Here is a 26,227-nt window from a genome sequence, read left to right on the forward strand (position 1 = left end):
CGCTTCGGTTTCGCGCCTTGCGCGTCGGCCGAGGGTGATTTCTGAGGACGAGTAAAGTGCTCGTTCATACGTGTGTCTCCCGCTTTAAGACCCCAGGCGAACCGTGCGGAGTAATGCCCGAACCGGTCAAAACCGATTGGGCAACGGTCGTCTGATTAACGAGTTCCGAACGTTAGGTAAGGCTTGTTTACAAATTACTAATTGCGAATACCAAATTTTAGTAATGAATAATAAGCTTGGAAAATCGCATAAAATCGGGACATTATGCTGATACATTGTCCTGTTTTACACCGACTGCGAGCAAAGGAATATGCTCTGCAAGTTCGATTGCTCTAGTCTGTTATCTCCTTGTTAAGCATATTCGTAAATCATTAATCAGCCCTGGGTTTCCGTTCGCCCCAAAGCCCCATGTTGGGGTTGAGAGGCAATGACGATCGGAGCCGCGCGTTCACCAGTCCCGCTTGTCGCGAGGGTTTTGTTGCAATGATTTACGAGGTGAAGCAGTGAAGTCCCTGTTAGTCTGGACCCTTCCTGCCGTCTTGCTTGCAACCGGCTGCACGGTCAAGACGGAACCGTTCTCCGCTGAGGCGAACGCGAAATTTGCAAACGAAAAGCTTTTAAGAGCGACAGCGAACCAGGAGCCGATTACCGGCTCTATCGATCTTTACCAGGCCATGGCCCGGGCACTGAAGTACAATCTAGACACGAAAGTCGAGATCATGCAGGCGGCGCTCAAGACGCGTGAGGCCGATCTCGTCAGCTACAGCGCCCTCCCCAAGGTCGTTGCGGGCGCCGGTTATGACGGCCGCAACGAAGCCGATGCGTCGACGCCTTCGACGCGTGACGACAATGTCAGGACTGCAGACCTGACCTTCTCGTGGAATATCCTTGATTTCGGCCTCTCTTATGTGCGCGCCAAGCAGGCGGCCGACGAGACGCTGATCCAGGAGGAAATGAAGCGGCGCATGGTCAACAAGGTGATTGAGGACGTCTGCACCGCCTATTGGCGGGCGGTCAGCTATCAGCGCCTTGTCGGCCGCATGCGGGCACTCGAAGGCCGGGTGGCACGGGCGCTTCGTGATACGCGCGGCCTTTCTTCCGGCGGCGAAAGCTCGCCGCTCGTGGCGCTCACCTATGAACGTGAGTTGATCGAGGTGAAGCGCGAGGTGGAGATGCTGGAAGGCGAGCTGAAGGTCGCCAAGAGCCAGCTTTCGGCGCTGATGAACGTCAAGCCCGGTACCGATTTCACGCTGACAGTACCGACACGGCTTTCCACCAAGCTCAACGTGCCGGACAACATGCCGGAAATGTTCCGCATCGCGGTGCAGAACCGGCCGGAAATGCGCGAGGTCGCCTATCGAGAACGGATCAATGACAAGGAGGTCAATGCCGCGCTTCTCGACATTCTTCCCGGTTTTAATCTCTATGCCGGTGCCAACTACGATTCAAACGAGTTCATCGACACGAACGAGTGGCTCAACTGGGGCGCCAAGGTCAGCTTTAACGCCATGAAGCTCGCCGCCATGCCGGCGATCGAAAAGAAGATCGATGCCCAGGCTCAGGTTCTGGATGCGCGTGCGCTCTCGGTCGCCATGGCGATCATGACGCAGGTGCATATCAGCCGCATCCGCTATGCCCATCTCAACAAGTCCTATGGCACGGCCATGGCGCTTTCCAATGTCTCGCATCGGATCCTGAAACAGGTGCGGGCCGAAACGAATGCCCAGAAGACCAGCGAACAGATCCTCATTCGCGAGGAAATGAACGCGCTTCTGGCCGATGCCAAGCTCGATATGGCCTATGCGGACCTGCAGAATGCCTATGCCAATATCTATGCCTCGCTCGGGGTCGATCCCTTTCCGGCGGGGCTGACAAGCAGTGGCGGCGTCGACGAGATCGCCGCGCGGCTGCGCACGATGTGGACCGATGCCGGCGGGCCGGCAAAGGTCGAACTGGTCGCGACCAAGTAACCGGAAGCCTTCGGGCTACCGGCTTTAAGGAAGGAGTGCGACATGCAGACATGTCATGTAACGGGTCTTGTCCTTGCGGCATTCCTGGCCCTCGCGGCGGATCCCGGTCCGGCGCGGGCGCAAGCGAACCATGAGACTTTGCGCGGCATCGTGAAGGCCGCCAATGAAGCGATGATCGGAACGGACCTGAGTTTTCCGATCGCGTCTCTGCCCTTCCGCGAAGGGCAGAGATTTGCCAAGGGCGACGTGCTTGCCGCCTTTGATTGCGGCGATCTCGCCGCCCAGGTGAAATCCGCCGAAGCGATGCTCAGGGCGGAAACCATCACCCAGGAAAACAATGCACGCCTCGCCCGCTCCAAGGCGGTCGGCGCTTTCGAGGTGGATCTGTCGAAAGCCAAGAGCGATCAGGCGGCGGGCGAGCTGGAAGCCTATAAGAGCAAGATGTCGCGCTGTGTCATCAAGGCGCCGTTCGACGGACGGATCGCCTTCATGCGCGCCCATGAGCATGAAATTCCCGAACCCAATCAGCCGCTGATGCAGATTGTCAGCGAAGGCGACCTCGAGATCGAGATCCTGCTGCCCTCCAACTGGCTGCGCTGGCTGAAACCCGGTAGCCGGTTTGCCGTCACCATCGACGAGACCGGTGGGACGAAGCAGGCGGAAGTCTCCCGCATTGCCGCTGTCGTCGATCCGGTCAGCCAGACGGTCAAGGTGACCGGGCGTTTTCTCGGCGATACGACCGGCATTCTTCCCGGCATGAGCGGGCCGACCGCCTTCAACCCGGTTCCCGGAGGTTGAGGCATGGAACAGAATATCAAGCCATCGCTTCGCCCGTCGCAAGGGCTTGGGGCGGGAACCGCATCTGGGCCGGCAACTCCTGCTCAGGATGCGGCCGTTGCCCGGGCCTATGACCTTCTCCTTCGGCTGGAGGCCGAAGCGCGGCAGGCTGCAACGGTCGGAGAGCTCGCCTTCCTGATCGCCAACGAAACGATCCGCATCGCCAAATGCCGCCAGGCCTTCGTACTTGCGGGGCGGGGTGAACGGTTCACTGTCAAGGCGGTCACATCAATCGGCAGTGTCGATCGCAATGCGCCGCGAATCCGCTGGATCGAGGCGATGACCCGTTCGCTCGGCGCAGAGAAGGGTTTTGGCGCGCCTTGCGATTTCGCTTTGCCCGCCTTCTGCCCGCCGGACGATCCCGAGCACAAGACCTATCCGTTTCGCTTCTTCGCCTGGCTGCCGTTCCGGTTGCGCAACGGCATCGTGTTCGGCGGCATGCTGCTTGCCCGTGAAATTCCCTGGGGCGAACAGGATCTGCTGATCGGCCGGCGACTGTCTGAAACCTATGCCCATGCCTGGGCGGCATTGGCCGGCGAAGGCAAGCTGAAGCGGCGTATCAAGGTGAAGCCTTTGATTGCCGCAGCCGCCATCGCCACCATCGCGCTCGGCTTCTATCCCGTGCCGATGACGGTGCTGGCGCCGGTCGAAGTTGCACCGATCGCGCCCAGAATCATTGCGGCCCCGATGGATGGCGTGATCGACAGCATCGCCGTCAATCCCGACCAGGCGGTGCGCAAGGGCGAGCCGCTCCTCACCATGTCGGACGTCATGCTTCGCAACGAGCTCGCCGTCGCCGAACAGGATGTGCGTGTTGCCGAAGCAAAGCTGATGCAGGTGACACAGGGTGCTGTCGGTGATCCGAAGCTCCGGGCCAATCTTGCGGTGAGCCGCAGCGAGCTCACGGTCGCCGCCGCCAAACGCGATTATGCCCGCGACATGCTGGAGCGTTCCAGGGTTGTTGCGCCATCGGATGGCATCGCGATCTATACCGATCGCCGCGACTGGGTGGGCCGGCCGGTGACGACAGGCGAGCGGGTCATGGAAGTTGCCGATCCAAGCCGCATGCAGCTTCGCATCGACGTGCCGGTTGCCGATGCGATCGCGGTTGCACAGGGTGCCAAGGTGCGAGCCTTTCTCGATTCCGACCCGCTCAATCCGGCCAGCGCCAAGGTCGTTGCCGCTTCTTTTGAGGCGCGGATGATCGAGGGCGACGTGCTCGCCTATCGCATTTACGCGACGCTCGACAATGTGCCGGACCATATGCGGCTCGGCATTCGCGGCACGGCGCAGATCAGTGGCGAAAACGTGTTTCTCGCCTATTACCTGTTCCGCAAGCCCATCTCCGTTCTGCGCCAACGGTTCGGATTATGACCGCCGCTGCCCAAGCCACCGCGGCCGCCCAGCCGATGATGGTCGGCCAGCCCGCCGACGCGCCCCTGCCGGCGCTGCGGGAAGATCTGCAGATCATGCGGGTCGGCGCGAGTTATTCCGGAGCCCCGACCTGGGTCGTCTTCGATCCGATCCGCAACCGTTTCTTCCGCATCACCTATGAAATGTTCCAGGTACTGAGCTTCTGGAATTCCAGCCGCACGGTCGGCAATCTCATGAAGTCGGTCGATGCGCGGTTCGGCAACAGCCTGTCGATCGAGGATATCGGCACGATTGCGCGGATGCTGGAGCATAACCTGCTTCTCGTGCAGCCGACCCGCGGCAACTGGCGGGCCTTGCATCACAAGGCGCAGCCGCATCACCCGTGGTTCATGCGGCTCATTCACAATTACCTCTTCTTCAAGATCCCGCTCGTCAGGCCCGAACGGTTCATCCGCCATGCCTGGCCGCATGTCTCTTTCCTGTTCGGGCGGCTGTTCTGGTGGGTGACCGCGCTCGTCGGCCTGCTCGGCCTCTATCTCGTCTCGCGGCAATGGGATGCCTTTATCGGCACGTTTCCCTTCGTCTTCTCGCTGGAAGGTGCCGCCGTCTCGGTCCTGTCGATCGTTTTCATCAAATGCCTTCACGAACTCGGGCATGCCTTCGTCGCGCACCGGTTCGGCTGCCGCATCCCGACCATGGGCGTCGCCTTCATGGTCATGGTGCCGCTTCTCTATACGGATGTCAGCGATGCCTGGAAGCTGAAGTCGCGCTGGCAGCGGCTACGTATCGATTCCGCCGGCATGCTGGCCGAATTGACGGTGGCCGCGTACGCGCTGACCTTGTGGGCGTTCGTGCCCGACGGCCCGCTGCGTAGCGCGCTTTTCGTGCTCGCCGCAACCGGCGTGGTGCTGAGCCTGTTCGTCAACCTCAATCCGTTCATGCGGTTCGACGGCTATTATATCCTGGCCGACCTGCTCGGCGTTGAAAACCTGCAGCCGCGGGCGTTCCGGCACATGCGCTGGCGCTTAAGGGAATTCCTGTTCCGCCCCGGTTATTCCGCGCCTGAAATTTTTCCGGCCCGGCTTGACGTGATCCTGACGGTCTATGCCGTCGCGACCGCGATCTACCGGCTGACGCTTTATCTCGGCATCGCGCTTCTGGTCTATCACTTCACCATCAAGCTCGTCGGCATCCTGCTGTTCATGGTCGAGATCGGTTTCTTCCTTGTTCGTCCTGTCCTGTCCGAAATGAAGGAGTGGTGGGCCATGCGCAGCGATATCCTGAAAAGCCGCCGCCTCTATCTGACCGGCTCGGTCTTTGCCCTTCTGGTGCTCCTCGCTTTCCTGCCGATCTCGACACGCGTTTCGGCGCCGGCGGTGATCTATCCGCAGCAATTCGTGCGGCTTTATCCGCATGAGCCCGGCCGGATCGAAAGCGTCGGGATCTTTGTCGGCCAGAAAGTAAGAGCCGGCGACGTCCTGTTTGCGATCGATGCGCCGGAGATCGACGAGGAGCTGAGAATTGCCGAGGTCGAGGCCGAGCTTGCCCGTTCGCGTCTCGCCCGCATCGCCGCCAATCCGGACGATCTGGCGCAAAGAAGCATTATTGAAAGCGAGCTCGGCAGCCTGAAAGCCCGCGCCGAAGGGCTGGCGGAGCGCAAGTCGGCGCTGGTGGTCACTGCCCCATTCGATGGCGTGATCACCGATATCAATCCCGAAATCCTGCCCGGCCAATGGGTCGGGCGCAACGAGCAGATCGCCTTCCTGTCCGCCGGCACGGGTTCGGTGGCGCGCGGTTATGTGGCGGGCAATGACAGCGGCCGGATTGCCGTCGAAGCGCCCGGCTGGTTCATCCCCGACGACCTGTCGCTGCCGAGATTTCCCGTCACTTTGGCGGCTATCGCCGAATCCGGCGCTCAGGAAATCGACGTGCCGCAGCTTACCTCGCAATATCACGGTGCGATCGCCGTGCATGCCGTGTCCGGTGGCAAGCGTCAGAGGCTTGCGCCAGTCGCGGCGCAATATGCGGTTATGGCGCACGTCAGTGAAACGAACGGCTTGCCGGGACGGTCGCTGCAGGGCGTGATGATGCTCGATGCCAAGGGCATCAGTTTTGCCGAACAGGCCTGGCGTCGTGTGTTGACCGTGCTCTTCCGCGAGGCAGGGTTCTGAGGCCTTGCCGCTGCCGGATAGAGACGGCGCAGCCAAGACTGCGCCATCACGTTTTACCCAAGCAGATTATCTTCCGGCCATTCCGGTCCGGGGCCGCGTCCGATTGCCAGCCATAACAGGCTGACCTTCAGTGACGCCGCGACATTGTCGATATGAGAGACGCCCGGATCGCTGCGGTCATTCTCCCATGCGCACCAGACTTCACGGTTGACGCCGGTCATCTCTGCCGCATCGTCGATCGACAGGGAACAGGCGTCGCGGGCAAGCGAGATGCGGCCGCCGAGCGTGTCCTGGTCAAACAGCATGGGCGAGTTACCATTTCCATTCATCGGGGATTCCTTCCAGTGGTCCGGCCCCCTGACGCGGTTGCGCAGAAGGCCGGATCAGATCAGCTCTTGTCGCCGATCCAGTCATTGATCTGGTCCGGATGGGCCTTGATGTATTTCGCAATCGCCTCGTCGTAGGAGGTCTGCTGCGCGTCGAACATCGCCGCCTCGAGATCGGCGATCGGCAGTTTCATGCGCGACAGGAAGCCGGCGACCTTCGGGTTCTCGGTCTTGAAATCCTTGCGGGCGAGGATGTCGACATGTTCGGCTTCACCGAGCGATTTCTTCGGGTCGGCGAGGTAACGGAGCTTGTATTTGCCGAACATCCAGTGGGGGCTCCAGGAAGTCGCGACGAACCATTTTTCGCCGCGCATGGCCCTGTCGACCGTGGTCAGCATGCCGGCTTCGCTGGAGATCTGCAGCTTGTAATCGGACAGGCCGTAATCCTTCAGCGCCTTTTCGGACAGCCGCGTCAGGCCCGCACCCGGATCGATGCCCTGAACCGTGCCGGCGAGCTTCTTCTGCACTTCCGGCTTCTTCAGATCCTCGATGGACGAGATTTCGCTTTCCGGAATGGAGGCCGGAACGACCCAGCCGAGCTTTGCCCCGTCATAGACGGTGCCGAGTGTCTCGACGCGGTTCTTCACCTTGGCGAAATAATCCGCATGGGTCTGCGGCAGCCATGCCATCATCATCGCGTCGAGATCGCCACGGCTGACGCCCTGATAGAGCGGCGCAACGTCGGTCTGTACCAGCTCGACTTTCTGGCCGAGCTGGTCGTTGATCAGCTTGGCGGCGAGCTTGGTGACGAATTCGGCATCCGACCAGGCGGCCCAGCCGATCTTTACCGGCTTGGCATCTTCGGCAAAACTCGGCGCGGCGGAGCCGACGACCAGTGCCGCGGCGAGGCCGATGCCTGCCGCCAGTGTTGCCCGGCGGGACGATGAACGTGTCTTGAACATGGTTTCTCCTTCTTGGGAGTTCGGGTTCGCGGGTTCAGCACCCGCATGGATCGGCGCGAGAGGGGTCAGGCGTTTGCCGTCGCCAGTTCTTCGCGCTCGTTCTTCCTGAAAAGCGTTGCCCAGAGGGCGGTGCGCTTTGTGGTTTTCTGCCCCAGGGACTGGGTGATGCGGTCGAGGATGACGGCGAGGATGACGACGGCAAGACCACCTTCGAAGCCGGTGCCGACATCGAGACGCTGGATGCCGGTCAGAACGGTATTGCCGATGCCGCCGGCGCCAATCATCGAGGCGATCACCACCATGGAGAGGGACAGCATGATCGTCTGGTTGATACCGGCCATGATCGAGGGCAGGGCATTCGGCAGCTGAATCTTGAAGAGAAGTTGCGTGCCGGTGCAGCCAAAGGCATTGCCGGCCTCGATGAACTCGTTATGCACCTGACGGATGCCGAGATTGGTCAGCCGCACAACGGGCGGCATGGAAAAGATCACCGTTGCTATCGCGCCCGGCACGGCGCCGAGGCCAAAAAACATCGCGGCCGGAATGAGGTAAACGAAGGCCGGCATGGTCTGCATCAAGTCGAGGATGGGGCGGACGACGGTGGCGACCGAATCCTTGCGGGCCATGGCAATGCCGAGCGGTAGGCCGATGATCATCGCCATCAATGTCGAGGCGATGACGAGTGACAAGGTTTCCATCATCGCAGCCCAGAGACCCATATGGTCGACGAGCCAGAGCGCCAGACCCGTCAGCACGGCAAATCCGAAGCCGACGCGCCAGAGGGACAGGAGGACGAAGATGGCAATGCCGACCGGCATCGGAAGAGCGGCAAGCGCATCCAGGATCGTACTGGTCACGAAGCCGATCACGGCAGCGATGAAGTCGAGAACGGGCGAAAAATTGTCGAGGACGTAATTGACGGCGGTATCGACGCCGTCACCAATATCGAAGTTCATGTCTGTCTCCGGTGTTTTCAGGCCGGCCACAGCGCTGCACGCCAAATGGCGCGCCAAAGCGCTGCAACATGGTAACAAGGGGGAAGAGGATCAGCTGGCGCGGTCGAGCGTTTCGAGCAGCGTCGATTTGCTGATCGAGCCGAGATAGCGCTTGTCATCGTCGATGACCGGCACCGGCCAGGGGCTGGCCGCGACCTTGCCGAGAATATTCGACAGCGGTTCGTCGGCGGGAACCGGCTCGATTTCCGAAAGGAATGCGCCGCGATAGGGATCTTCGGTTCGAGCGCGCAATTTCTCGATGAGCGAGGTCTGGCTGACAACGCCGTGGTAACGCTTGTCGCGGCCAAGGATGATCGCATATTCGCGGTCGAAATTCTTCATCCGTTCAAGTGCTGCGGCTGCAGTCGTGCCCTGACGCTCGATGATGGTGATCTGGGTCTTGCGAGCGACGTCGCCGGCCTTGAACACCTGGCTGACATCGACATTGCGGAAGAAGGAACGAACGTAGTCGTTGGCCGGGCTTGAGACGATTTCGTCCGGCGTGCCGACCTGGATGACATTGCCGTTCTGCATGATGCAGATCCGGTCGCCGATCCGCATTGCCTCGTCGAGATCATGGCTGACGAAGACGATCGTACGGCTCTGTTCGGCCTGCAGGCGCACGAGCTCGTCCTGCATTTCTGTGCGGATCAACGGGTCGAGCGCCGAAAACGCTTCGTCCATCAGAAGGATGGTCGGCTCGCTGGCGAGAGCGCGGGCAAGCCCGACACGCTGTTTCATGCCGCCGGAAAGCTGGTCCGGATGGCTGTCGGCATAACCGTCGAGGCCGACGGCTTTCAAGGCATCCAGCGCCTTCTGCCTGCGTTCTGCCTCGCCGATGCCGGCGACCTCGAGGCCGAAGGCGGCATTGTTGAGAACGGTGCGATTGGGCAGAAGCGCAAAAGACTGGAAGACCATGCTGATATCGCGGCGACGGACCTGGATCAGCTCGCGGCGCGACATCCGGGTTATGTCCGTGCCATCGATTTCGATCGAGCCTGCACTCGGTTCGATCAGACGGTTCAGAAGGCGCAAAAGGGTGGATTTGCCCGAGCCCGACAGGCCCATGATGACGAAGATCTCGCCCGCCTTGATGTCGAAGCTGGCATTGTTGACGCCGACCGAGCATCCGGTGGCGGCGTGGATTTCAGATTTCGTCTTGCCGGCGCGGATCATGTCCATGGCCTTGTCAGGCCTTTCGCCGAAAATCTTGTAGACGTTCTTGAGACTGATCTTGGTCGAAGCCGGTTTTGCCGACGCGTCATTTTCAGTTTGAAAAGCCATACATCAATCAGCCCAGCACGTGGCGAGGGCATTCTCCTTCTTCGCTCGGTGCAGCCGAAAGTCTCAGCTGGCCAGAAGGCCAAGCGATCGGCGAGCATCCGCTCTCTGTTTCATTTGCGACAAACCAATGCCGGCGATTGTAAAATTCGGCTGCCGAAGACGGGGTGTTGGCAGCCGGTCCGGTTGACGGCGTATCATCGCGTCAAATGCCCGGTTCGAGTGAGATCCGGTAGGAAATGTAGGGCCTATCTATGGGCCAGAGCCCAATTTGTCCATAAAAAAACATATTTCGCAAGGTTTCCGGCGTGTGTCCGGCAGTGCTGTGTCTTGCGTTAGGCCTTGCCACACGGTGGTTTTCGCAGATTTGAAGTCGTCATGATTTTTTTGTGATAGGCCGAAACGACGTCGAGCATCACCGGCAAAGAATATCCTGTTTGCGCCATTTTTGATAATCGTGATGGCAGTTTTTTGCCGGTCGTCGGCTACGTTTCGATCCGCTTCGTGAGATATGCATCAAGGGTTTTAGAAGAAAGCTGCCGGGCAAAGAGTGAGCTTTAAGAAAGGATTGATGGCCACGCCTCTCATCGTCAGACGAGATGAAACGCCTTCGGTGAAACCTTTCGATCACAAGTCCGTTCAAGCGCTCATGATCGATACCGAAATGAAGCCGAAGCCGGTTGATGCTACCGAGCAAGAGGGTACGAAGAGTGCCCGCCCCGAAACAGGTGATGATGCCGCCGAGCCTCCTCCGCCGGATGTCATCGAGCCAGACGCCAGGCTTTCTCCGGAAGAAGCAGAAAAGGCCCGCAAGCGCTATCTGCTGAAACGGTTCTGGATCAGCGCACGCGGCTACTGGAGCCGCCGTGGAGACGGGTTCGCCTGGCCATGCTCCATCGGGCTCCTGGCTCTCATCGGCATGAATGTCGGTTTTCAATATGGCATCAATGTCTGGAACCGCAGTCTTTTTGACGCGATCGAGCAGCGCAACGCATCAACGGTCTATCATCTCGCCTCCCTGTTTCCGCCACTTGTGCTTGGGAGCGTCGCTCTGGTCACCTTCCAGGTCTATGTCCGAATGCTGATCCAGCGCCGCTGGCGGTCCTGGCTGACACGATCGCTGATCGGCCGCTGGCTGGCCAATGGCCGCTATTACCAGCTCAATCTGATCGGTGGCGACCACCAGAACCCGGAGGCGCGTCTTTCGGAGGACATGCGGATCGCAACCGAATCTCCCGTGGATTTCGTCGCCGGCGTCATTTCGGCATTCGTCTCCGCTTCGACGTTCATTCTTGTCCTGTGGACCATCGGTGGTGCGCTGACGCTTCCGATCGCCGGCACCTATGTAACAATCCCGGGTTTTCTCGTGGTCGCAGCGATCTGCTATGCCGGCATCACGTCGAGTTCGATCGCCTTCATCGGCCGAAACTTCGTTCAGGTGTCCGAGGTCAAGAACCAGGTCGAAGCGGAGTTTCGCTATACGCTCACCCGCGTTCGCGAGAATGGCGAAAGCATTGCTCTCCTCGGTGGCGAGGAGGAAGAGCGCAACGATCTCGATCGGCGGTTCGGCAATGTCAGGCGTCAGTGGCGCCTGCTTGCCCACCAATATATGCGCACTTCACTGGTCTCGACCGCGTCCATGCTGATCGCGCCTGTTGTGCCGGTGCTGCTATGCGCGCCGAAATTTCTGGATGGCAGCATGTCTCTCGGTCAGGTGATGCAGGCCGCATCGGCCTTTACCATCGTGCAGGCCGCATTCGGCTGGCTGGTCGACAACTATCCCCGTCTCGCCGACTGGAATGCCAGCGCTCGTCGCGTCGCCTCCTTGATGATGTCGCTCGATGGGCTGGAGCGTGCCGAACAGAGCGATACGCTTGGGCGGATCACGCGCGGCGAAACCAGCGGCGACGCGATGCTTAGCCTCAACGATGTATCCGTATCGCTCGGCGATGGCACTGCGGTGGTCAAGGAGACGGAGGTCGAGATCAAGCAGGGCGAGCGGGTTCTGGTTGCGGGCGAATCCGGTTCCGGCAAAAGCACGCTGGTTCGGGCGATTGCCGGCCTCTGGCCATGGGGTGGCGGAAGCGTGAATTTTCGGGAAGGCAGTCGCATGTTCATGCTGCCGCAACGTCCCTATATTCCCTCGGGCTCGCTTCGCAGGGCTGTCGCCTATCCTCGTGATGCCGATGACTGGTCAGCGGAGGAGATTGGAGCCGCCCTCGACAAGGTGGGGCTGGGTCATCTCAAGGAAAAAATCGAGGAAGAGGCGCCCTGGGATCAGACCCTTTCCGGTGGTGAGAAACAGAGGCTTACCTTCGCGCGACTGCTCCTTCACGATCCGGACATCATCGTCATGGACGAGGCGACCGCAGCGCTGGACGACAAGAGTCAGGATGCAATGATGGAAACCGTGACCCGCGAATTGCCAGACGCAACAATCGTCAGTGTTGCGCATAGAGCCGAACTGGAGGCGTTTCACAGCCGCAAGATCACACTCGAACGCCGCGATGGCGGGGCGAAACTCGTGAGCGATATCGAGCTGATGCCGGGAAGAAAGGCAGGGCGCTCACTGTTGAGGCGCATGGTCGGAAAGGCATCCAGGCCGGTCAGGGAGAAGTAGGACAATCGCTTGCGCGGGGTGCGGAGCACCCTTTCAGGGCTTCGGGCTGTTGTCACGCAGCAAGGACTGTATGATCTCCTGCAGGCGGCCGATCAGTTCGTCCAGGACGGCGATACGGTGCGCGCTGGTCGGGCGAATGGCATAGTATGAAACCTCGATCCGGGGCTCGAAAGGAATTGCAACAACATCCGCACCGGCGGAATGAATGCTGATCCGATCGACAATGCCGATACCAACGCCCGACGCAGCGAAGCAGCAGCTGTTCAGCATGGAGGTTTCCATCGTGCTCACCGGCAACCGGTCTTCACGGGAAAAGGCGCGGTCGAGCGCCAATCTCAAAGGCGAGTTGCGGCCCGGGATCAGCACGCGCTCATCGAGAAGATCGGACGGCGTGATGATGGCGCGTGATGCAAGCCGGTGACCTCTCGGCATTGCTGCCACGGCATCCGAGCTGAAGAGAAGGGTGGCATTCTTGTCCGCCATGCGGGAGGAGCTGAAAACCAGACCGAGATCGTAGCGGTTCTGCTCCACCATATCCCAGATATAGCGGCTATTCTCGACATCGATCACCAGAGGCACGTCCAGCCGTTCACCCAATATGTCGGTTATGGCCTGCTGCAGGTAAGGCCGCACCAGCGATGTGACGCTGCCGATCCGCAACACCGTGTTCTTGTGCTCGCGGATATCATCCGCCGCCTGGGCGATCTGGTCGAGCCCGAGATAGAGCCTTTCCACTTCGCGATACAAACGTGTTGCCTCGGCAGTCGGTACGAGCCGCGTCCCTTGCCGGTCAAACAGCTGCAGTTTAACGATGTCTTCGAGGTCGCGGATAAGGCGGCTGACGGCCGGCTGGGTGATGTTCATTGCCTCGGCAGCAGAGGTGATGCCACCCGCCATCATCACAGCCCTGAAAGCTTCGACCTGCCTCGGTTTGAGCCGCATTGTTCTCCTCCATAACATTTAGGCATGAATTGAATACCAAATGCAATTTTTCTTCTCCTAATAAAAGCGATATCACGCAACCAGGTTCGCGGGGAGAGCGCGAATTTTGCAGAACCTGGAGGAGCTTCATCATGAAATTCGTCAAGTGCGCGGCTGTGCTCGCTGCGTCCGTTTTCGCCGTACCGTTTGCTGGTATCGGCGCGGCTTATGCCAAGGACCTGACGGTCGGTCTTGCTGCATCGACGACGTCGATGGACCCGCAATTCTACGTCGTCGGCCCCAATAGCGCGATGGCGCGCAATATTTTCGATGGTCTCGTCAATCAGGACGACAAGCAGCGTATCCAGCCGGCGCTGGCTCTGTCGTGGAAGACGATCGACGACACGACCTGGGAATTCAAGCTGCGGCCGAACGTCAAGTTCCATGACGGCAGCGATTTCACCGCGGCAGATGTTGTCGCCAGCATCAAGCGCGTACCGCTCGCCTCGAAGAACAGCCCGAGCTCGTTTGCCGCCTATGTCAAGGCGATCACTGAGGTCACCGCCGTCGATCCTCTGACCGTCCACATCAAGACCGCAGGTCCAACGCCGCTTCTGCTCAACAACCTGAGCCGCATCGCCATCCTGCCGGCCAAGGATGAAGCCGTTACGACCGAAGAGATGAATGCCGGCAAGGGTGTCATCGGCACCGGCCCGTTCAAGTTCACCTCCTGGACGCCCGACGACAATGTCGTCGTCGCCCGCAATGACGATTACTGGGGTGAAAAGGCCAGCTGGGACAAGGTGACCTTCAAGGTATTCAAGAATGCCAGCGCTCGTGTAGCGGCCATGTTGGCTGGTGATGTCGACATGATCGAGAGCATCCCGACCGCCGACACCCGCAAGATGCAGGCCTCCGACCAGCTGAAGGTCGTGAATGTCGCCGGCAACCGCATCATGTATCTGCATATGGACCAGGCGCGCGAGGAAAGCCCGTTTGCCAAGGGTCCCGATGGCAAGAACCCGCTGCTGAAGGCCGACGTCCGCCGCGCCTTGTCCATGTCGCTCAACCGCGAGGCGATCGTCGATCGCATCATGGACGGCCAGGGCGTGCCTGCCGGTCAGCTCGTGCCGGAAGGCTATTTCGGCTACGATCCGTCGATCAAGGTCGATGCCTATGACCCGAACAAGGCCAAGGAACTGCTCGCCAAGGCGGGTTATCCGAACGGCTTCTCGCTGACCTTCCACGCCTCGAACGACCGTTATCCGAACGATAGCAAGGTTGCGCAGGCGATCGGCCAGTTCTTCAGCCGCATCGGCATCAAGACCGAGGTTGCGACCCTTCCGGGTAGCGTCTTCTTCACTCGCGCCTCGAACCTCGAATTCAGCCTCATCATGGGTGGTGCAGCTGTGGAAACCGGTGAAGCATCCGGCGTTCTCGGCCCCATTCTCGAGACTTTTGGGGAGAAGGCAGGGCAGGGCAATCGTGGCCGTTATTCCAACCCGGAATTCGACAAGGCGCTCAACGACGCCCGCTCGACGCTGGATGACGGCAAGCGCGAGGAGCTTCTGAAGAAGGCGACCGAGATTGCGATGACCGATCTGGGCGTCATCCCGGTCTTCTATCTCGCCAATACCTGGGCGGTGAAGAAGGATCTCTCCTATCCCGGTCGCTCAGACGGCTACACGCTTCCCTATTACGTGAAGTTGAACTGATCCGGGCGCAAGGAGGAGCCAGCCATGTCCTTCCGCGGCGTCTTTCCCTATCTCGTCTCGCCGGTCGATGCGTCCGGCGAGATCAACAGGCCCGTGCTGACCGAACTGGTCGATCACCTGATCGGTTCGGGCGTGCATGGCCTAGCGCCGCTCGGCAGCACCGGCGAATTTGCCTATCTCTCCCAGGAGCAAAGACGCCACGTCGTTGACACGGTAATTGCGGCCAATCGCGACCGGGTTCCCGTGATCGCCGGCGTGGCGTCGACCTCGACTGCCGATGCGGTCGAGCAGACGGAATATATGGTCGAGGCCGGTGCCGATGGCATTCTGGCGATCCTGGAAGCCTATTTTCCGATCTCGGATGAGGGCGTGGAAAGCTATTTCACGGCAATCGCCAAGGCCGCGAAGGGCAGGCCGGTTGTACTTTACACCAATCCGCAGTTCCAGCGCTCGGATCTCTCGCTGCCCGTCATCGAGCGGCTGAGCCTGATCGACAACATTCGCTACATCAAGGATGCCTCGACCAATACCGGGCGCCTTCTTTCCATCATCGAACGGACCCGTGGCCGGATGGAGGTGTTTGCAGCCTCCGCGCATATTCCGACCTGCGTGATGATGATCGGCGGCGTCGGCTGGATGGCGGGGCCGGCCTGCATCGTGCCGAAGCAGAGCATTGCCCTCTACGAGGCTGCAAAAGCGGGCGACTGGGCGCGCGCGATGGAGCTGCAGCGGCCGATGTGGCGGGTCAACGAGATCTTCGCGAAATATTCGATTGCGGCCTGCATCAAGACTGCACTCGATCTGCAAGGTTTCAAGGTCGGCCCGCCGATCGCACCTCAGATCCCGCTCACAGATGCCGCGCGTGCCGAGATTGCCGCCGTCTTGCGCGACGTCGGCGCTCTTTGAACCTTATTTCCCCACATATCGAAGGCATTTCAGCATGAAGCCCATTCCGATCATTGTCGACTGCGACCCCGGTATTGACGACACGATTGCGCTTCTGACCGCATTCGTATCGCCGGAACTCGATATTCGCGGCATTACCCCGGTCTGTGGCAACCAGCCTCTGGAGCGCACCGTTCGCAATGCTCTGCAGGTCTGCGAACTGGGCAACCGCACCGACGTGCCGGTTTACGCTGGCTGTTTCCGGCCGATGCTGCGCGAACCGATCTATGGCCAGTTTCACGGCAAGAGCGGACTTGGCAACACCATGCTGCCGGAGCCGAAAAAGACGGCGGAAACGCTCTCTGCTGTCGACTTTCTGATCGAGGCTCTGTCGAACGCGGCGGAAACCGGCGAGAAGATCACGCTCTGCTGCCTCGGCCCGATGACCAACCTTGCCGTCGCATTGCGCATGAACCCTCAGATTGCCGAGGGCGTCGAGCGGATCGTCATGATGGGCGGCGCTTATCGCGAAGCGGGCAACCGCACGATGACCTCGGAATTCAATGTTCTGGCCGATCCCCATGCGGCCCATGTGGTCTTTTCGAGCGGCATTCCGATCGTCGCCCTGGCTCTGGATGCAACCCATCAGGTCATGCTCAAGCCCGAGCACGTGGCAGAGTTTGCCCGTGTCAGCGGCCGGATTTCCGAAACGCTTGCCGAGCTGATGGCCTTCTGGGACCGCAATGATGTGCGCCGTTATGGTTCGCGCGGCGGCCCGCTGCACGATCCTCTGGTCATGGCCTATATCCTCGCGCCGCATCTCTTCGAAACGCAGAAGGCCCGCGTTTTCGTCGAGTATGAAAGCGAGCTCTGTATGGGCCAGACGATTGCCGACTGGTACGGCAAGAGCGGTCTTGAGCCGAATGCCGATATCGTCACCAAAGTCGATGCCGAGGGTGTCATCGCCTTCTTCCTCGCGCGGCTGTCGCGTTATGCCGAAGAGGTTGTTGCGTGATGCGCCATAAGGTCATCATCGATGCTGATCCGGGCGTGGACGATGCCGCCGCCATCTTCATGGCGCTGGCATCGCCTGAACTCGACGTTCTGGGTCTGTCGATCGTGGCCGGCAATGTCGCCTTGCGTGATACGGTTGCCAATGCCTGCAAGCTTGTCGGCCTGAGTGGCCGTCGTGATGTGCCGGTTCACGCCGGCGCTGCCGGTCCGCTGGTGCGTGAACAGGTTTATGGCAAATACGCCAGGATCGGCGCCTTCGACGACAATCTCGTTCGCCCCGGCGATGTCACTGTCTCGGAAGAGCATGCGGTTCACTTCATCGTCCGCTCGGCGCGCGAAGCGGTTCGCTCCGGTGAAACGATCACCATCTGCGCCATCGGTCCGTTGACGAATGTGGCGCTGGCGCTGATCCAGCATCCTGATGTAGCGCGTGGTATCGGCCAGATCGTCTCGATGGGCGGCGCCTTTGAAGCCCTTGGCCACCGCACGCCCTGGGCCGAATTCAACATCTATGCCGATCCCGATGCGGCCGAGATCGTCTATCGCTCCGGCGTGCCGATCGTCGTCATGCCACTCGACATGACCTTTCAGGCGCTGTTCACGCCGGAGCATTTCGATCGTTTTCGCGCAGGCGGCGCGGCGGGCGAGGCGCTCTACAATCTCTTCACGACCTTCGACCGTAGCGATGTGAAACGCTTCGGCAGGCCGGGCGGGCCGATCCACGACGCGACGACGATCGCGTGGCTGATCCGGCCGCAACTGTTCACCAGCCGCAAGGCTTTCGTCGGCGTCCAGGTGACGGGCTTTACCAAGGGCTACACCTATGCCGACTTTTACCAGAAGATGGACCGCGAGCCGAACGCCACCGTCGTCACCGACGTCGACGAGGCCGGGTTCATCGCGCTGCTGATCGAACGCATCGCCCGTCACGGGCCATAGCGGATCGGCGGCCAACCGCAGGGAGGTTGAAATTCATGGGCGGATATTTGCTCAGCCGGTCGCTCCAGACCGTGCTTACGCTTTTCGTCATGTCCGTACTGGTTTTCGCGGGGCTCTACCTCGTCGGCAACCCGGTCGACGTGCTGTTGAGCCCGACGGCGACGCCGGCGGAGCGGCTTCAGGTCATCCAGTCCTTCGGGTTGGACAAGCCGGTCTGGGAGCAATACTGGCTGTTCCTGTCGCGCGCGCTCACCGGTGATCTCGGCAATTCCTTCGTCTTCAACCAGCCGGCGCTGACGCTCATCCTTCGCCGCATGCCGGCAACGCTGGAGCTTGCCTTCGTCGCCCTGATCATGGCGCTCGTTATCGGCATTCCGCTCGGCGTTTATGCCGGATTGAAGCCGAAGGGGCTCGTTTCCAAGTCGATCATGACCTTCTCGATCCTCGGTTTCAGCCTGCCGACATTCTGGATCGGCCTCGTTATGGTCATGCTGTTCAGCGTCAAGCTCGGCTGGCTGCCGGCATCGGGCCGCGGCGAGACCGTGCCGCTCTTCGGTGTTCCCGTCAGCTTCCTGACACTCGATGGTCTGTCACACCTGCTGCTGCCGGCGTTCAATCTGGCGCTGTTCAAGATCTCGCTCGTCATCCGGCTCACCCGCGCCGGCGTGATGGAAACGATGCAGCTCGATTTCGTCCGCTTCGCCCGCGCCAAGGGGCTGACCGAGCGGCGGATCGTCACCGTCCACGTTCTGAAGAACACACTGATCCCGCTGATCACCGTGATCGGCCTCGAACTCGGCTCCGTCATCGCCTTTGCGGTCGTGACCGAGACGATCTTCGCCTGGCCGGGCATGGGCAAGCTGATCATCGATGCCATCGGCGTTCTCGATCGCCCGATCATCCTCGCCTACCTGATGATCACGGTCGTGATGTTCTCGGTCATCAATCTCCTGGTCGACATCCTCTACTCGATCGTCGATCCCCGCGTTCGCCTTGAAGGAAATTCGTGATGAGCAAGGATACTGCAACCACGAGCTCGGTGCATGCCGGGCAGGGTGGCGCGGCCAAGACCGCCTCGCGCTCGCCGTTCCGTCAGATGCTTTCGGCGCTACTGCATGACAAGCTGGCTGTCGTCGGGCTCGTCATCGTCACGATCTTTCTTCTGGCGGCATTGTTCGCGCCGCTGATCGCGCCGCAGAACCCTTATGACCTCGCACAGCTCGACATCATGGACGGTCGCCTCGCGCCGGGATCGCAGAGCATGGGTGGAAGCGTCTATCTGCTCGGCACCGACGACCAGGGCCGCGATCTCCTGAGCGCCATCCTTTACGGCCTGCGCACCAGCCTTCTCGTCGGCATCACCAGCGCGCTGATCGCCCTTGTGATCGGCGCCTCTCTCGGCCTGATGAGCGCCTATGTCGGCGGCCGGCTTGACTCGGTGCTGATGCGTATCGTCGATATCCAGCTCAGCTTTCCCGCCATCCTGATCGCGCTCATCTTCCTCGCCATTCTCGGCCAGGGCGTCGACAAGATCATCCTGGCGCTGGTGGTGACGCAATGGGCCTATTACGCCCGTACCATCCGCGGCTCGGCACTGGTGGAGCGCAAGCGTGCCTATGTGGATGCCGCCCGTTCGATGGCACTGCCCGACCGTAGCGTCCTCTTCCGCCATATCCTGCCCAACTGCCTGCCGCCGCTGATCGTCGTCGTTACCATGCGTGTCGCCTATGCGATCATGCTGGAAGCCACCTTGTCCTTCCTCGGCATCGGCCTGCCTGTGACGGAGCCGTCGCTCGGTCTCCTGATCTCCAATGGCTTCGAATACCTGCTGTCCGGCGATTACTGGATCAGCTTCTTCCCGGGCCTCGCGCTGCTTCTGCTCATCGTTGCGATCAACCTGATCGGCGATGCCCTGCGCGATATCCTCAATCCGCGCCGGGAGGGCTGAGCCATGACCGATACGATGAACAAGACGATGATCAACACCGTTAACAAACCCATCCTCTCGCTCCAGAACGTCTCGACGGCGTTTCGTGTCGGCGGCGAGTGGCGCAATGTCGTCAACGATATCAGCTTCGATATCGGCCCGAAGGAAACGGTCGCCGTGGTTGGCGAATCCGGTTCCGGCAAGAGCGTCACGGCCATGTCGATCATGCGCCTCCTGTCGCCCGGCAATTCGCGGATTACCGGCACGATCGACTTCGAAGGACAGAATCTCCTGTCGCTGCCGCTCGATGCCATGCAGAAAATCCGCGGCAACCGCATCGGCATGATTTTTCAGGAGCCGATGACCTCGCTCAATCCTGTTCTCAAGATCGGCGCGCAGATCACTGAGGTGCTCGTTCAGCATCGCGGCATGTCGCAAACGCAGGCGGAAGCGGAAGCCGTCCGGCTGCTTGAAAAGGTGCGGATTCCTTCGGCGAAATCGCGCCTTGCCGAATACCCGATGAATTTTTCCGGCGGCATGCGCCAGCGTGTGGTCATCGCCATCGCACTTGCCTGCGATCCGAAACTGCTGATCGCCGACGAGCCGACCACGGCGCTCGACGTGACGATCCAGGCGCAGATCCTTGAACTGATCAAGACGCTGCAGGAAGAGGAGGGCATGTCCGTCCTCTTCATCACCCACGACATGGGTGTCGTTGCCGAAATTTCCGACCGTACGGTCGTGATGTTCCGTGGCGAGCAGGTCGAGACCGATACGACGCAAAACCTCTTTGCCGGCGCAAAACATCCGTATACGCGGGCGCTTCTGTCGGCTGTGCCACAGCTCGGCTCGATGACCGGCAAGGACCGGCCGCTGCGCTTTCCGCATGTGGACATGGCAACCGGCGAAATTGCACCGCCGAAGCCGACCGAGGACACGATCAAGCGCGATCAGCCGCCGATCCTGAAGGTGGATAACCTCGTGACCCGTTTCCCGATCAAGCGCGGTTTTCTGCGCAAGACGATCGGCCGCATTCATGCGGTCGAGGGCGTGTCTCTGGAATTGCGCCAGGGCGAGACCCTTTCGCTCGTCGGCGAAAGCGGTTGCGGAAAGTCGACGACCGGCCGTTCGATCATCCGGCTGACGCCGGCACTTTCGGGCGATATCCGTATCGACGGCAAGAACGTGCTGGATGCCGGCAAGAGTGAGCTCGCCGATATCCGCCGCGAAGCGCAGATGATCTTCCAGGATCCGTTCGAAAGTCTCAATCCGCGTATCCGCGTCGGCCAGGCGATTGCCGAACCGATGATCACCCATGGCCTCGTACGCGCCTCCGAAGCGAAAAACCGTGTCGGTGAGCTTCTGGAGCGTGTTGGGCTATCGGCCTCGATGGGGGATCGTTTCCCGCATGAGTTTTCCGGCGGCCAGCGGCAGCGCGTCTGCATTGCCCGCGCGCTTGCGCTTGAGCCAAAACTGCTGATCGCCGACGAATCCGTCTCGGCGCTCGATGTCTCGGTCAAGGCGCAGGTGATCAACCTGATGCTCGACCTGCAGGAGAAATACGGCCTCGGTTATCTGTTCATCAGCCATGACATGGCGGTGGTCGAACGGATCAGCCACCGGGTGGCGGTCATGTATCTGGGCGAGATCGTCGAGATCGGCCCGCGCCAGGCGGTGTTCGAAAACCCGCAGCACGACTACACCAAGCGCCTGATGGCGGCCGTTCCGATCGCCGATCCGTCGCGCCGTCAAGCCCGCCGTATCTCCAATGACGAGATCAAGAGCCCGTTCCGTGCCGCCGATTATGTGCCGCCGAAACGTGTCTACGAAGAAGCCGGCGAAGGCCACTTCGTTCAGGTCGCCTGAGGAAAGATGCGATGATCGTCACCTTCGGCTCCATCAACGTAGACTTCATCTTCTCGCTCGCCGAGATGCCGCAGCCCGGCCAGACATTGCTGGCCAACGGTTTTCGCACGGAGGCGGGCGGAAAGGGCGCCAATCAGGCGCTGGCTGCTGCCCGCGACGGCGCTGATGTCGTCATGGTCGGCGCGGTGGGGCAGGATGCGCTGGCCGAGATTGCCTTGCAGAATCTGTCGGGCTCGGCCGATATCACCCGTGTTGCTCGTCTGCCGGAGCCGACGGGCTGCGCGTCCGTCTTTCTCGACGGGCAGGGCCGGAACATGATCGCGGTTGCCTCCGGCGCCAATCTCGCCGTCTCGTCGGCTGCGGTTGACGAGGCCCTGCTGGGGCAGGCCAGCATCGTTGTCATGCAGATGGAAAACGATGTCGCTGCCATCGAGGCGCTGATCCGCCGTGTTCGCCATGCCGGCAAGATGTCGATCCTCAATCTGGCACCGGCCTTCCCGCTGCAGGAAGAGGTTCTTTCGCAGGTGGATCTGATCGTCGTCAACGAGGACGAGGCGGTGGCGCTCGGCGGATGGCTTGGTTGTGGTCCCTCGGCGCGTGCTCTGGCTGAAAGACTGCAGACCGGGGTCCTGCGCACGCTGGGCGGTGATGGTTCGGAGGCTTGTGTTTCAGGTGCGGATGTCCGGGTACCCGCCATGTCGGTCATAGTCAAAGACACGACTGCGGCCGGCGATTGCTTCGTCGGCGTTCTCGCATCCTCTCTCGATCGCGGGCTTTCCCTTGAAGCGGCCATGCAGCGGGCATCGCGCGCCGCTGGCCTTGCATGCTCCCGGCCCGGCAGCCAGGGCAGCATTCCGCTCCGGCAGGAAACGGATCTGGCCGGCTGATAGGCTTCAGTCAGAGCGGGTAGACGGATCCCAGCACTGCGTTGGCGCTGTCGGCCACCTCGTCGCCATGGGTAAACAGTGGGCGCCAGGCTGAAACGCCGCGGGCAACATCCGGGCCACTCACGGCACTGGAAAAAGCCTCGGCGCCGATAATCTCGTTATAGCCGCTGTCCTTGAGGACCTGCAGCATCGGGTGAAAGTCGATCGCACCGCGGTCGAGCAGCCCGCGATCGTTCTGGTCCATCTCGAAATAGACGAGATAGGGCAGGGCGCGCTTCAACGCGGCCAGCATATCCGTTTCTTCCATGTTCATGTGGAACGTGTCGAGATGCAGGAAGAGATTGTCCGAGCCACTCATCTTTACGAAGGCGATGGCCTCGTCCACCGTATTGAACATGTTGGTTTCGTATCGGTTGAGGATCTCCATCGCCAGCCGCAGCCCCATCGGCTTGGCGTCTTCGGCAAGCGTCGCAAGTGCCTCGGCGGCGACTTTGCGGTTCTCGTCGGTGGCGGCCGCCTCTGCCTTGCCGAACACGCCGTAGATGATGCCGCCCATATGATAGGCGCCCATGTCGCGGGCCAGTTTCAGCGATGCACGGTGCCGGTCGAGGCCACGACGGCGGATCTCCGGATCGAGACTGGAAATATCCGCGTCAAGCGTTTGGGTCGCCGTGACGACCGGCGTGATGTCATGGGCGGAAAAGACCCTGTCGATTTCGGCCGGGTTGATCGTCGTGTGGTCGCGCATCGGGATGACGACGTGGTTGAACCCCTTTGCCGCTGCCTTCGGCGCGACGAGTTCGACCGCATCCGCCGCCCAGACCTTGATCCAGGCATAGGAGTGAATGCTTTTCTTCATGGCATGTCCTTTCGGCCCCGGCCTCTGCGGGAGATTTTTGGCGACCTCACCGGTCCAGATCGGCTTCGATTGCAGTCAGCTGTCGGGTAATCGCGGCCTTCCAGGTGGGTGTCGCCGTGAGTGCCGCCGGAAAGAGGCCCGGAACGGACAGGAAAGGCGAAACCTTGTCACCGCCCGCTCGTGCAGCAGCGGCTGCGGCAAGAAGATCTGCCGAGCGTGGGTCGTTCAAACTCTCCTGCCGCAACACAAAGGCCAGCCAGAGCGCCGTCACATAGGCAAAATCGTCGATGTCGCGCCCGCCGGACAGTGCATCGATGGCTGGTGCAAAGATGCGCTGCGGCAGTTTCTGCGAACCATCCATGGCGATCTGTGCGGTGCGATGGGCGATGGCGGGACTTTTGAACCGTTCGATGAGCTGATCGATGTATCGGGGGATCTCTATGCCCGGCACGGGATCGAGTGTTTTTGCCGCCGTTTCCATATGGCGCCGGACACGCGCGGCATGCTGGTCTATCGCCATCACGTCGCGCACATAGTCGAGGCCGTGAAGCTGGCCAAGATAGGCAATTAGGGAATGGGCGCCGTTCAACAGGCGCAGCTTCATCTTCTCGTAGGGCGCGACATCCTTGACGAACAGTGCGCCGGCTGCCTCCCAGTCCGGTCGCCCCGAGACGAAATGGTCCTCGATGACCCACTGGATGAACTCCTCGGTCTCCAGAGCTAATTGATCATCCGCGCCGAGGAGTTTTGCCGCGCGGGTGCGGGTCGCGTCGGTTGCTGCCGGTACGATCCGGTCGACCATGGTGCTTGGAAATGCAGCCTCTGCTTCGATCCAGTCGGCGAGCGCAGCGTTGCGGTGCTTCGCCATTTCCAGCACAAGCCGTTCGACCACCTCGCCATTCGAGGGGAGGTTATCGCAGCATAGAACAGTGAAGGGTTTTATGCCGGCGGCACGGCGCCGGGCGAGACCCTCGACGAGATAGCCGATAGCTCCGGTCGGCCGACCGGGTTCCATCAGATCATGCGCCACGGCGGGATGGTTCCGGTCGAGCCCACCGGCTGCGGAATCCAGCCCATAGGCCTTTTCGGTGACCGTCAGGCTGACGATGCGGATCGCAGGATCGGCAAGATGGTGCAGGACCGCGTCGGGATCGACGGACGCCGCATATGCGCCGACGATCGATCCGACGACGCGAATGCTGTCGCCTTCGGCACGCCGTGTCGTGACCGAATAGAGCATGTCCTGCGCGTCGAGATCATCGACGATATCACGGGACCGCAGGCTGACGCCGATTATGCCCCAGTCACCGCCGGAATGCCGCATGGCATCTTCGGTAAAGATCGCCTGATGGGCACGGTGAAAGGCACCGATGCCGATATGGAGAATGCCCGGCCGAACGCCGGCCGGCATCGTGGCCTGATAGGCCTCCGGGTTGAGAACCACCGCCTTGCGCGTCAATCTCTCCATGGTCATTTCATCCCATGGGTGGCGTGGCTGAGCGCACGTTCGATGCCGCGCAGCTCCGCCAGCCCCTTGAGCCGGCCGATGGCCGGATAGCCCGGTTGGGCGCCGCGCGTCAGGTCGTCGAGAATTTCCTGGCCATGATCGGGGCGCATGGGGATCTGGTGATCGGCCCGTCCCTCGGCCTTGCGGCGCCGTTCTTCCTCCAGAACAGCAGCGACGACGGCTACCATGTCCGTATTGCCTTCCAGATGTTCGTCTTCATAGAAGGCACAGGGAGTGGTCGTGTCTTCGCGCCGCACATTGCGCAAATGCAGGAAGTGGATGCGCGGAGCGAGCGTGCGGATCATTTCCGGCAGATCGTTGGCGGCACGGGCCCCTAGGGACCCGGTGCAGAACGTCACGCCATTGGCCGGCAGGTCGACGGCCGCCAGCATTGCCTGGTAATGTTCCAGCGTCGACAGGATGCGCGGCAGCCCGAGCAGAGGCCAGGGCGGATCGTCTCCATGGGCGCAAAGCCGCATGCCGAGCTCGTCCGCCACGGGCGCGACTTCGGCCAGGAAATCGAAAAGCCGAGCCTGCAGTTTGGCCGCATCCATTCCGGAATACCGCTGCAGATGGCCGCGCAGCTCATCCAGGGAATAGACATCGGCCGAGCCCGGAAGGCCTGCCCCGACATTCTTCGAGATTGAGGTGATCTCCGCCTCCGTCATCTCGGAAAAGCGCCGCCTGGCTTTTTCGACCAGTGCCGGCTCGTAATTCTCTGCAGCGCCGGGTCGCTTGAGGACATGGATGTCGAACGCGACGAAATCGACAAGGTCGAAACGCATCGTCCGGGCGCCATGTTTCGTGGTCCAGCGCAGGTCGGTGCGGGTCCAGTCGAGCACGGGCATGAAATTGTAGCAGACCGTTTCAATGCCCGCCGATTTCAGCCGGCGAAGCGTTTCCTGCCATGCCGCAACATGCGCCTTCCAGTCCCCGGTACCGCTCTTGATGTCCTCGGAGATCGGGATGCTTTCGACGATGTCCCATGCCAGCCCGCCGGCTCTGATCTCATCCTGTCGCCTGCTGATTTCCGCTTCCGGCCAGGCCGTGCCCGTCGGAACGTGGTGGAGGGAGCTGACAATGCCCTGAGCGCCAGCCTGCGCCGCATCCTGCACGCTGACCTTGTCGATCGGGCCGAACCACCGCCATGTATGTTTCATCTCGGTATCTC

General features: G+C 61.0%; 21 protein-coding genes. 13 read left to right on the plus strand and 8 right to left on the minus strand.

Annotated elements, in window-relative coordinates:
* The first annotated feature begins 503 nt into the window (after positions 1–503).
* The 4 genes from FHW37_RS05160 to FHW37_RS05175 are packed head-to-tail and all read left to right on the plus strand — an operon-like array spanning position 504 to position 6,352.
* Positions 504–1,970, plus strand: coding sequence for a TolC family protein (locus FHW37_RS05160; RefSeq protein ID WP_145633376.1), 1,467 nt, complete (start codon positions 504–506; stop codon positions 1,968–1,970).
* A 42-nt stretch (positions 1,971–2,012) separates the two neighbouring features.
* A complete protein-coding gene (locus FHW37_RS05165) occupies positions 2,013–2,768 on the plus strand; it encodes an efflux RND transporter periplasmic adaptor subunit (protein ID WP_145633379.1) in 756 nt (251 codons plus the stop codon).
* A 3-nt stretch (positions 2,769–2,771) separates the two neighbouring features.
* A complete protein-coding gene (locus FHW37_RS05170) occupies positions 2,772–4,181 on the plus strand; it encodes an efflux RND transporter periplasmic adaptor subunit (protein WP_145633381.1) in 1,410 nt (469 codons plus the stop codon).
* Positions 4,178–6,352 (plus strand): site-2 protease family protein, encoded by a 2,175-nt coding sequence (locus FHW37_RS05175; protein WP_246690670.1) that lies wholly within the window; start codon positions 4,178–4,180, stop codon positions 6,350–6,352. The genes FHW37_RS05170 and FHW37_RS05175 overlap by 4 nt, the downstream gene beginning before the upstream one ends.
* Before the next feature lie 53 nt (positions 6,353–6,405).
* On the opposite strand, the gene FHW37_RS05180 is transcribed toward FHW37_RS05175, so the two are convergent.
* The 4 genes from FHW37_RS05180 to proV form a co-directional block, all read right to left on the minus strand.
* Positions 6,406–6,681: a helix-turn-helix domain-containing protein gene (locus FHW37_RS05180; RefSeq protein ID WP_145633384.1), complete on the minus strand. Its 276-nt coding sequence runs from the start codon at positions 6,679–6,681 to the stop codon at positions 6,406–6,408.
* Positions 6,682–6,740: 59 nt separating this feature from the next.
* The gene (locus FHW37_RS05185) at positions 6,741–7,640 is read right to left on the minus strand and encodes a glycine betaine ABC transporter substrate-binding protein (protein ID WP_145633387.1); all 900 of its coding nucleotides are present in this window, start codon (positions 7,638–7,640) and stop codon (positions 6,741–6,743) included.
* Between the two features lie 65 nt (positions 7,641–7,705).
* Positions 7,706–8,596: an ABC transporter permease gene (locus tag FHW37_RS05190; protein WP_145633390.1), complete on the minus strand. Its 891-nt coding sequence runs from the start codon at positions 8,594–8,596 to the stop codon at positions 7,706–7,708.
* Positions 8,597–8,686: 90 nt separating this feature from the next.
* Positions 8,687–9,919, minus strand: coding sequence for a glycine betaine/L-proline ABC transporter ATP-binding protein ProV (proV, locus tag FHW37_RS05195; RefSeq protein WP_145633393.1), 1,233 nt, complete (start codon positions 9,917–9,919; stop codon positions 8,687–8,689).
* A gap of 646 nt (positions 9,920–10,565) precedes the next feature.
* Here proV and FHW37_RS05200 point away from each other — a divergent pair.
* Positions 10,566–12,536 carry an ABC transporter ATP-binding protein/permease gene (locus tag FHW37_RS05200; protein WP_145633870.1) on the plus strand — a complete coding sequence of 657 codons (1,971 nt, stop codon included), beginning with the start codon at positions 10,566–10,568 and terminating at the stop codon, positions 12,534–12,536.
* Positions 12,537–12,569: 33 nt separating this feature from the next.
* Here FHW37_RS05200 and FHW37_RS05205 read toward each other — a convergent pair whose 3' ends face one another.
* On the minus strand, positions 12,570–13,478 hold the full coding sequence (locus FHW37_RS05205; protein WP_145633396.1) for a LysR substrate-binding domain-containing protein: 909 nt from the start codon (positions 13,476–13,478) through the stop codon (positions 12,570–12,572).
* Positions 13,479–13,609: 131 nt separating this feature from the next.
* On the opposite strand from FHW37_RS05205, the gene FHW37_RS05210 reads away from it, so the two are divergent.
* The 8 genes from FHW37_RS05210 to FHW37_RS05245 are packed head-to-tail and all read left to right on the plus strand — an operon-like array spanning position 13,610 to position 22,690.
* The gene (locus tag FHW37_RS05210; RefSeq protein ID WP_145633399.1) at positions 13,610–15,172 is read left to right on the plus strand and encodes an ABC transporter substrate-binding protein; all 1,563 of its coding nucleotides are present in this window, start codon (positions 13,610–13,612) and stop codon (positions 15,170–15,172) included.
* A gap of 24 nt (positions 15,173–15,196) precedes the next feature.
* The gene (locus tag FHW37_RS05215; RefSeq protein ID WP_145633402.1) at positions 15,197–16,078 is read left to right on the plus strand and encodes a dihydrodipicolinate synthase family protein; all 882 of its coding nucleotides are present in this window, start codon (positions 15,197–15,199) and stop codon (positions 16,076–16,078) included.
* Between the two features lie 34 nt (positions 16,079–16,112).
* Entirely contained in the window at positions 16,113–17,072 is a 960-nt protein-coding gene (locus FHW37_RS05220; protein WP_145633405.1) for a nucleoside hydrolase, read from the plus strand.
* The gene (locus FHW37_RS05225) at positions 17,069–18,010 is read left to right on the plus strand and encodes a nucleoside hydrolase (protein ID WP_145633408.1); all 942 of its coding nucleotides are present in this window, start codon (positions 17,069–17,071) and stop codon (positions 18,008–18,010) included. Before FHW37_RS05220 ends, FHW37_RS05225 begins: the two co-directional genes overlap by 4 nt.
* A 35-nt stretch (positions 18,011–18,045) precedes the next feature.
* Entirely contained in the window at positions 18,046–19,020 is a 975-nt protein-coding gene (locus tag FHW37_RS05230) for an ABC transporter permease (RefSeq protein ID WP_145633411.1), read from the plus strand.
* The gene (locus tag FHW37_RS05235) at positions 19,020–19,958 is read left to right on the plus strand and encodes an ABC transporter permease (RefSeq protein WP_145633414.1); all 939 of its coding nucleotides are present in this window, start codon (positions 19,020–19,022) and stop codon (positions 19,956–19,958) included. The genes FHW37_RS05230 and FHW37_RS05235 overlap by 1 nt, the downstream gene beginning before the upstream one ends.
* A 3-nt stretch (positions 19,959–19,961) precedes the next feature.
* A complete protein-coding gene (locus tag FHW37_RS05240; protein WP_246690671.1) occupies positions 19,962–21,803 on the plus strand; it encodes an ABC transporter ATP-binding protein in 1,842 nt (613 codons plus the stop codon).
* Positions 21,804–21,814: 11 nt separating this feature from the next.
* Complete coding sequence (locus FHW37_RS05245; protein WP_145633417.1) at positions 21,815–22,690, plus strand: ribokinase; 876 nt, start codon at positions 21,815–21,817, stop codon at positions 22,688–22,690.
* A gap of 10 nt (positions 22,691–22,700) precedes the next feature.
* On the opposite strand, the gene FHW37_RS05250 is transcribed toward FHW37_RS05245, so the two are convergent.
* Genes FHW37_RS05250 through uxuA form a run of 3 tightly spaced genes read right to left on the minus strand, consistent with a single transcriptional unit; the run spans position 22,701 to position 26,216 of the window.
* A complete protein-coding gene (locus FHW37_RS05250; protein ID WP_145633420.1) occupies positions 22,701–23,549 on the minus strand; it encodes a sugar phosphate isomerase/epimerase family protein in 849 nt (282 codons plus the stop codon).
* Positions 23,550–23,595: 46 nt separating this feature from the next.
* Positions 23,596–25,008: a mannitol dehydrogenase family protein gene (locus FHW37_RS05255; protein ID WP_432442827.1), complete on the minus strand. Its 1,413-nt coding sequence runs from the start codon at positions 25,006–25,008 to the stop codon at positions 23,596–23,598.
* Positions 25,009–25,019: 11 nt separating this feature from the next.
* Complete coding sequence (gene uxuA / locus FHW37_RS05260; protein WP_145633426.1) at positions 25,020–26,216, minus strand: mannonate dehydratase; 1,197 nt, start codon at positions 26,214–26,216, stop codon at positions 25,020–25,022.
* Positions 26,217–26,227: the final 11 nt, after the last annotated feature.

It is taken from the genome of Neorhizobium alkalisoli, from assembly GCF_007829835.1.
Taxonomy (GTDB): domain Bacteria; phylum Pseudomonadota; class Alphaproteobacteria; order Rhizobiales; family Rhizobiaceae; genus Neorhizobium.

What these genes read in the sequence shown, in the direction of transcription:
- FHW37_RS05205 (WP_145633396.1), bottom strand. Translation starts at nt 13,478, where the DNA reads ATGCGGCTCAAACCGAGGCAGGTCGAAGCTTTCAGGGCTGTGATGATG.
- proV (WP_145633393.1), bottom strand. Translation starts at nt 9,919, where the DNA reads ATGGCTTTTCAAACTGAAAATGACGCGTCGGCAAAACCGGCTTCGACC.
- uxuA (WP_145633426.1), bottom strand. Translation starts at nt 26,216, where the DNA reads ATGAAACATACATGGCGGTGGTTCGGCCCGATCGACAAGGTCAGCGTG.
- FHW37_RS05230 (WP_145633411.1), top strand. Translation starts at nt 18,046, where the DNA reads ATGGGCGGATATTTGCTCAGCCGGTCGCTCCAGACCGTGCTTACGCTT.
- FHW37_RS05240 (WP_246690671.1), top strand. Translation starts at nt 19,962, where the DNA reads ATGACCGATACGATGAACAAGACGATGATCAACACCGTTAACAAACCC.
- FHW37_RS05170 (WP_145633381.1), top strand. Translation starts at nt 2,772, where the DNA reads ATGGAACAGAATATCAAGCCATCGCTTCGCCCGTCGCAAGGGCTTGGG.
- FHW37_RS05215 (WP_145633402.1), top strand. Translation starts at nt 15,197, where the DNA reads ATGTCCTTCCGCGGCGTCTTTCCCTATCTCGTCTCGCCGGTCGATGCG.
- FHW37_RS05175 (WP_246690670.1), top strand. Translation starts at nt 4,178, where the DNA reads ATGACCGCCGCTGCCCAAGCCACCGCGGCCGCCCAGCCGATGATGGTC.
- FHW37_RS05190 (WP_145633390.1), bottom strand. Translation starts at nt 8,596, where the DNA reads ATGAACTTCGATATTGGTGACGGCGTCGATACCGCCGTCAATTACGTC.
- FHW37_RS05180 (WP_145633384.1), bottom strand. Translation starts at nt 6,681, where the DNA reads ATGAATGGAAATGGTAACTCGCCCATGCTGTTTGACCAGGACACGCTC.
- FHW37_RS05200 (WP_145633870.1), top strand. Translation starts at nt 10,566, where the DNA reads ATGATCGATACCGAAATGAAGCCGAAGCCGGTTGATGCTACCGAGCAA.
- FHW37_RS05245 (WP_145633417.1), top strand. Translation starts at nt 21,815, where the DNA reads ATGATCGTCACCTTCGGCTCCATCAACGTAGACTTCATCTTCTCGCTC.
- FHW37_RS05210 (WP_145633399.1), top strand. Translation starts at nt 13,610, where the DNA reads ATGAAATTCGTCAAGTGCGCGGCTGTGCTCGCTGCGTCCGTTTTCGCC.
- FHW37_RS05235 (WP_145633414.1), top strand. Translation starts at nt 19,020, where the DNA reads ATGAGCAAGGATACTGCAACCACGAGCTCGGTGCATGCCGGGCAGGGT.
- FHW37_RS05185 (WP_145633387.1), bottom strand. Translation starts at nt 7,640, where the DNA reads ATGTTCAAGACACGTTCATCGTCCCGCCGGGCAACACTGGCGGCAGGC.
- FHW37_RS05220 (WP_145633405.1), top strand. Translation starts at nt 16,113, where the DNA reads ATGAAGCCCATTCCGATCATTGTCGACTGCGACCCCGGTATTGACGAC.
- FHW37_RS05165 (WP_145633379.1), top strand. Translation starts at nt 2,013, where the DNA reads ATGCAGACATGTCATGTAACGGGTCTTGTCCTTGCGGCATTCCTGGCC.
- FHW37_RS05250 (WP_145633420.1), bottom strand. Translation starts at nt 23,549, where the DNA reads ATGAAGAAAAGCATTCACTCCTATGCCTGGATCAAGGTCTGGGCGGCG.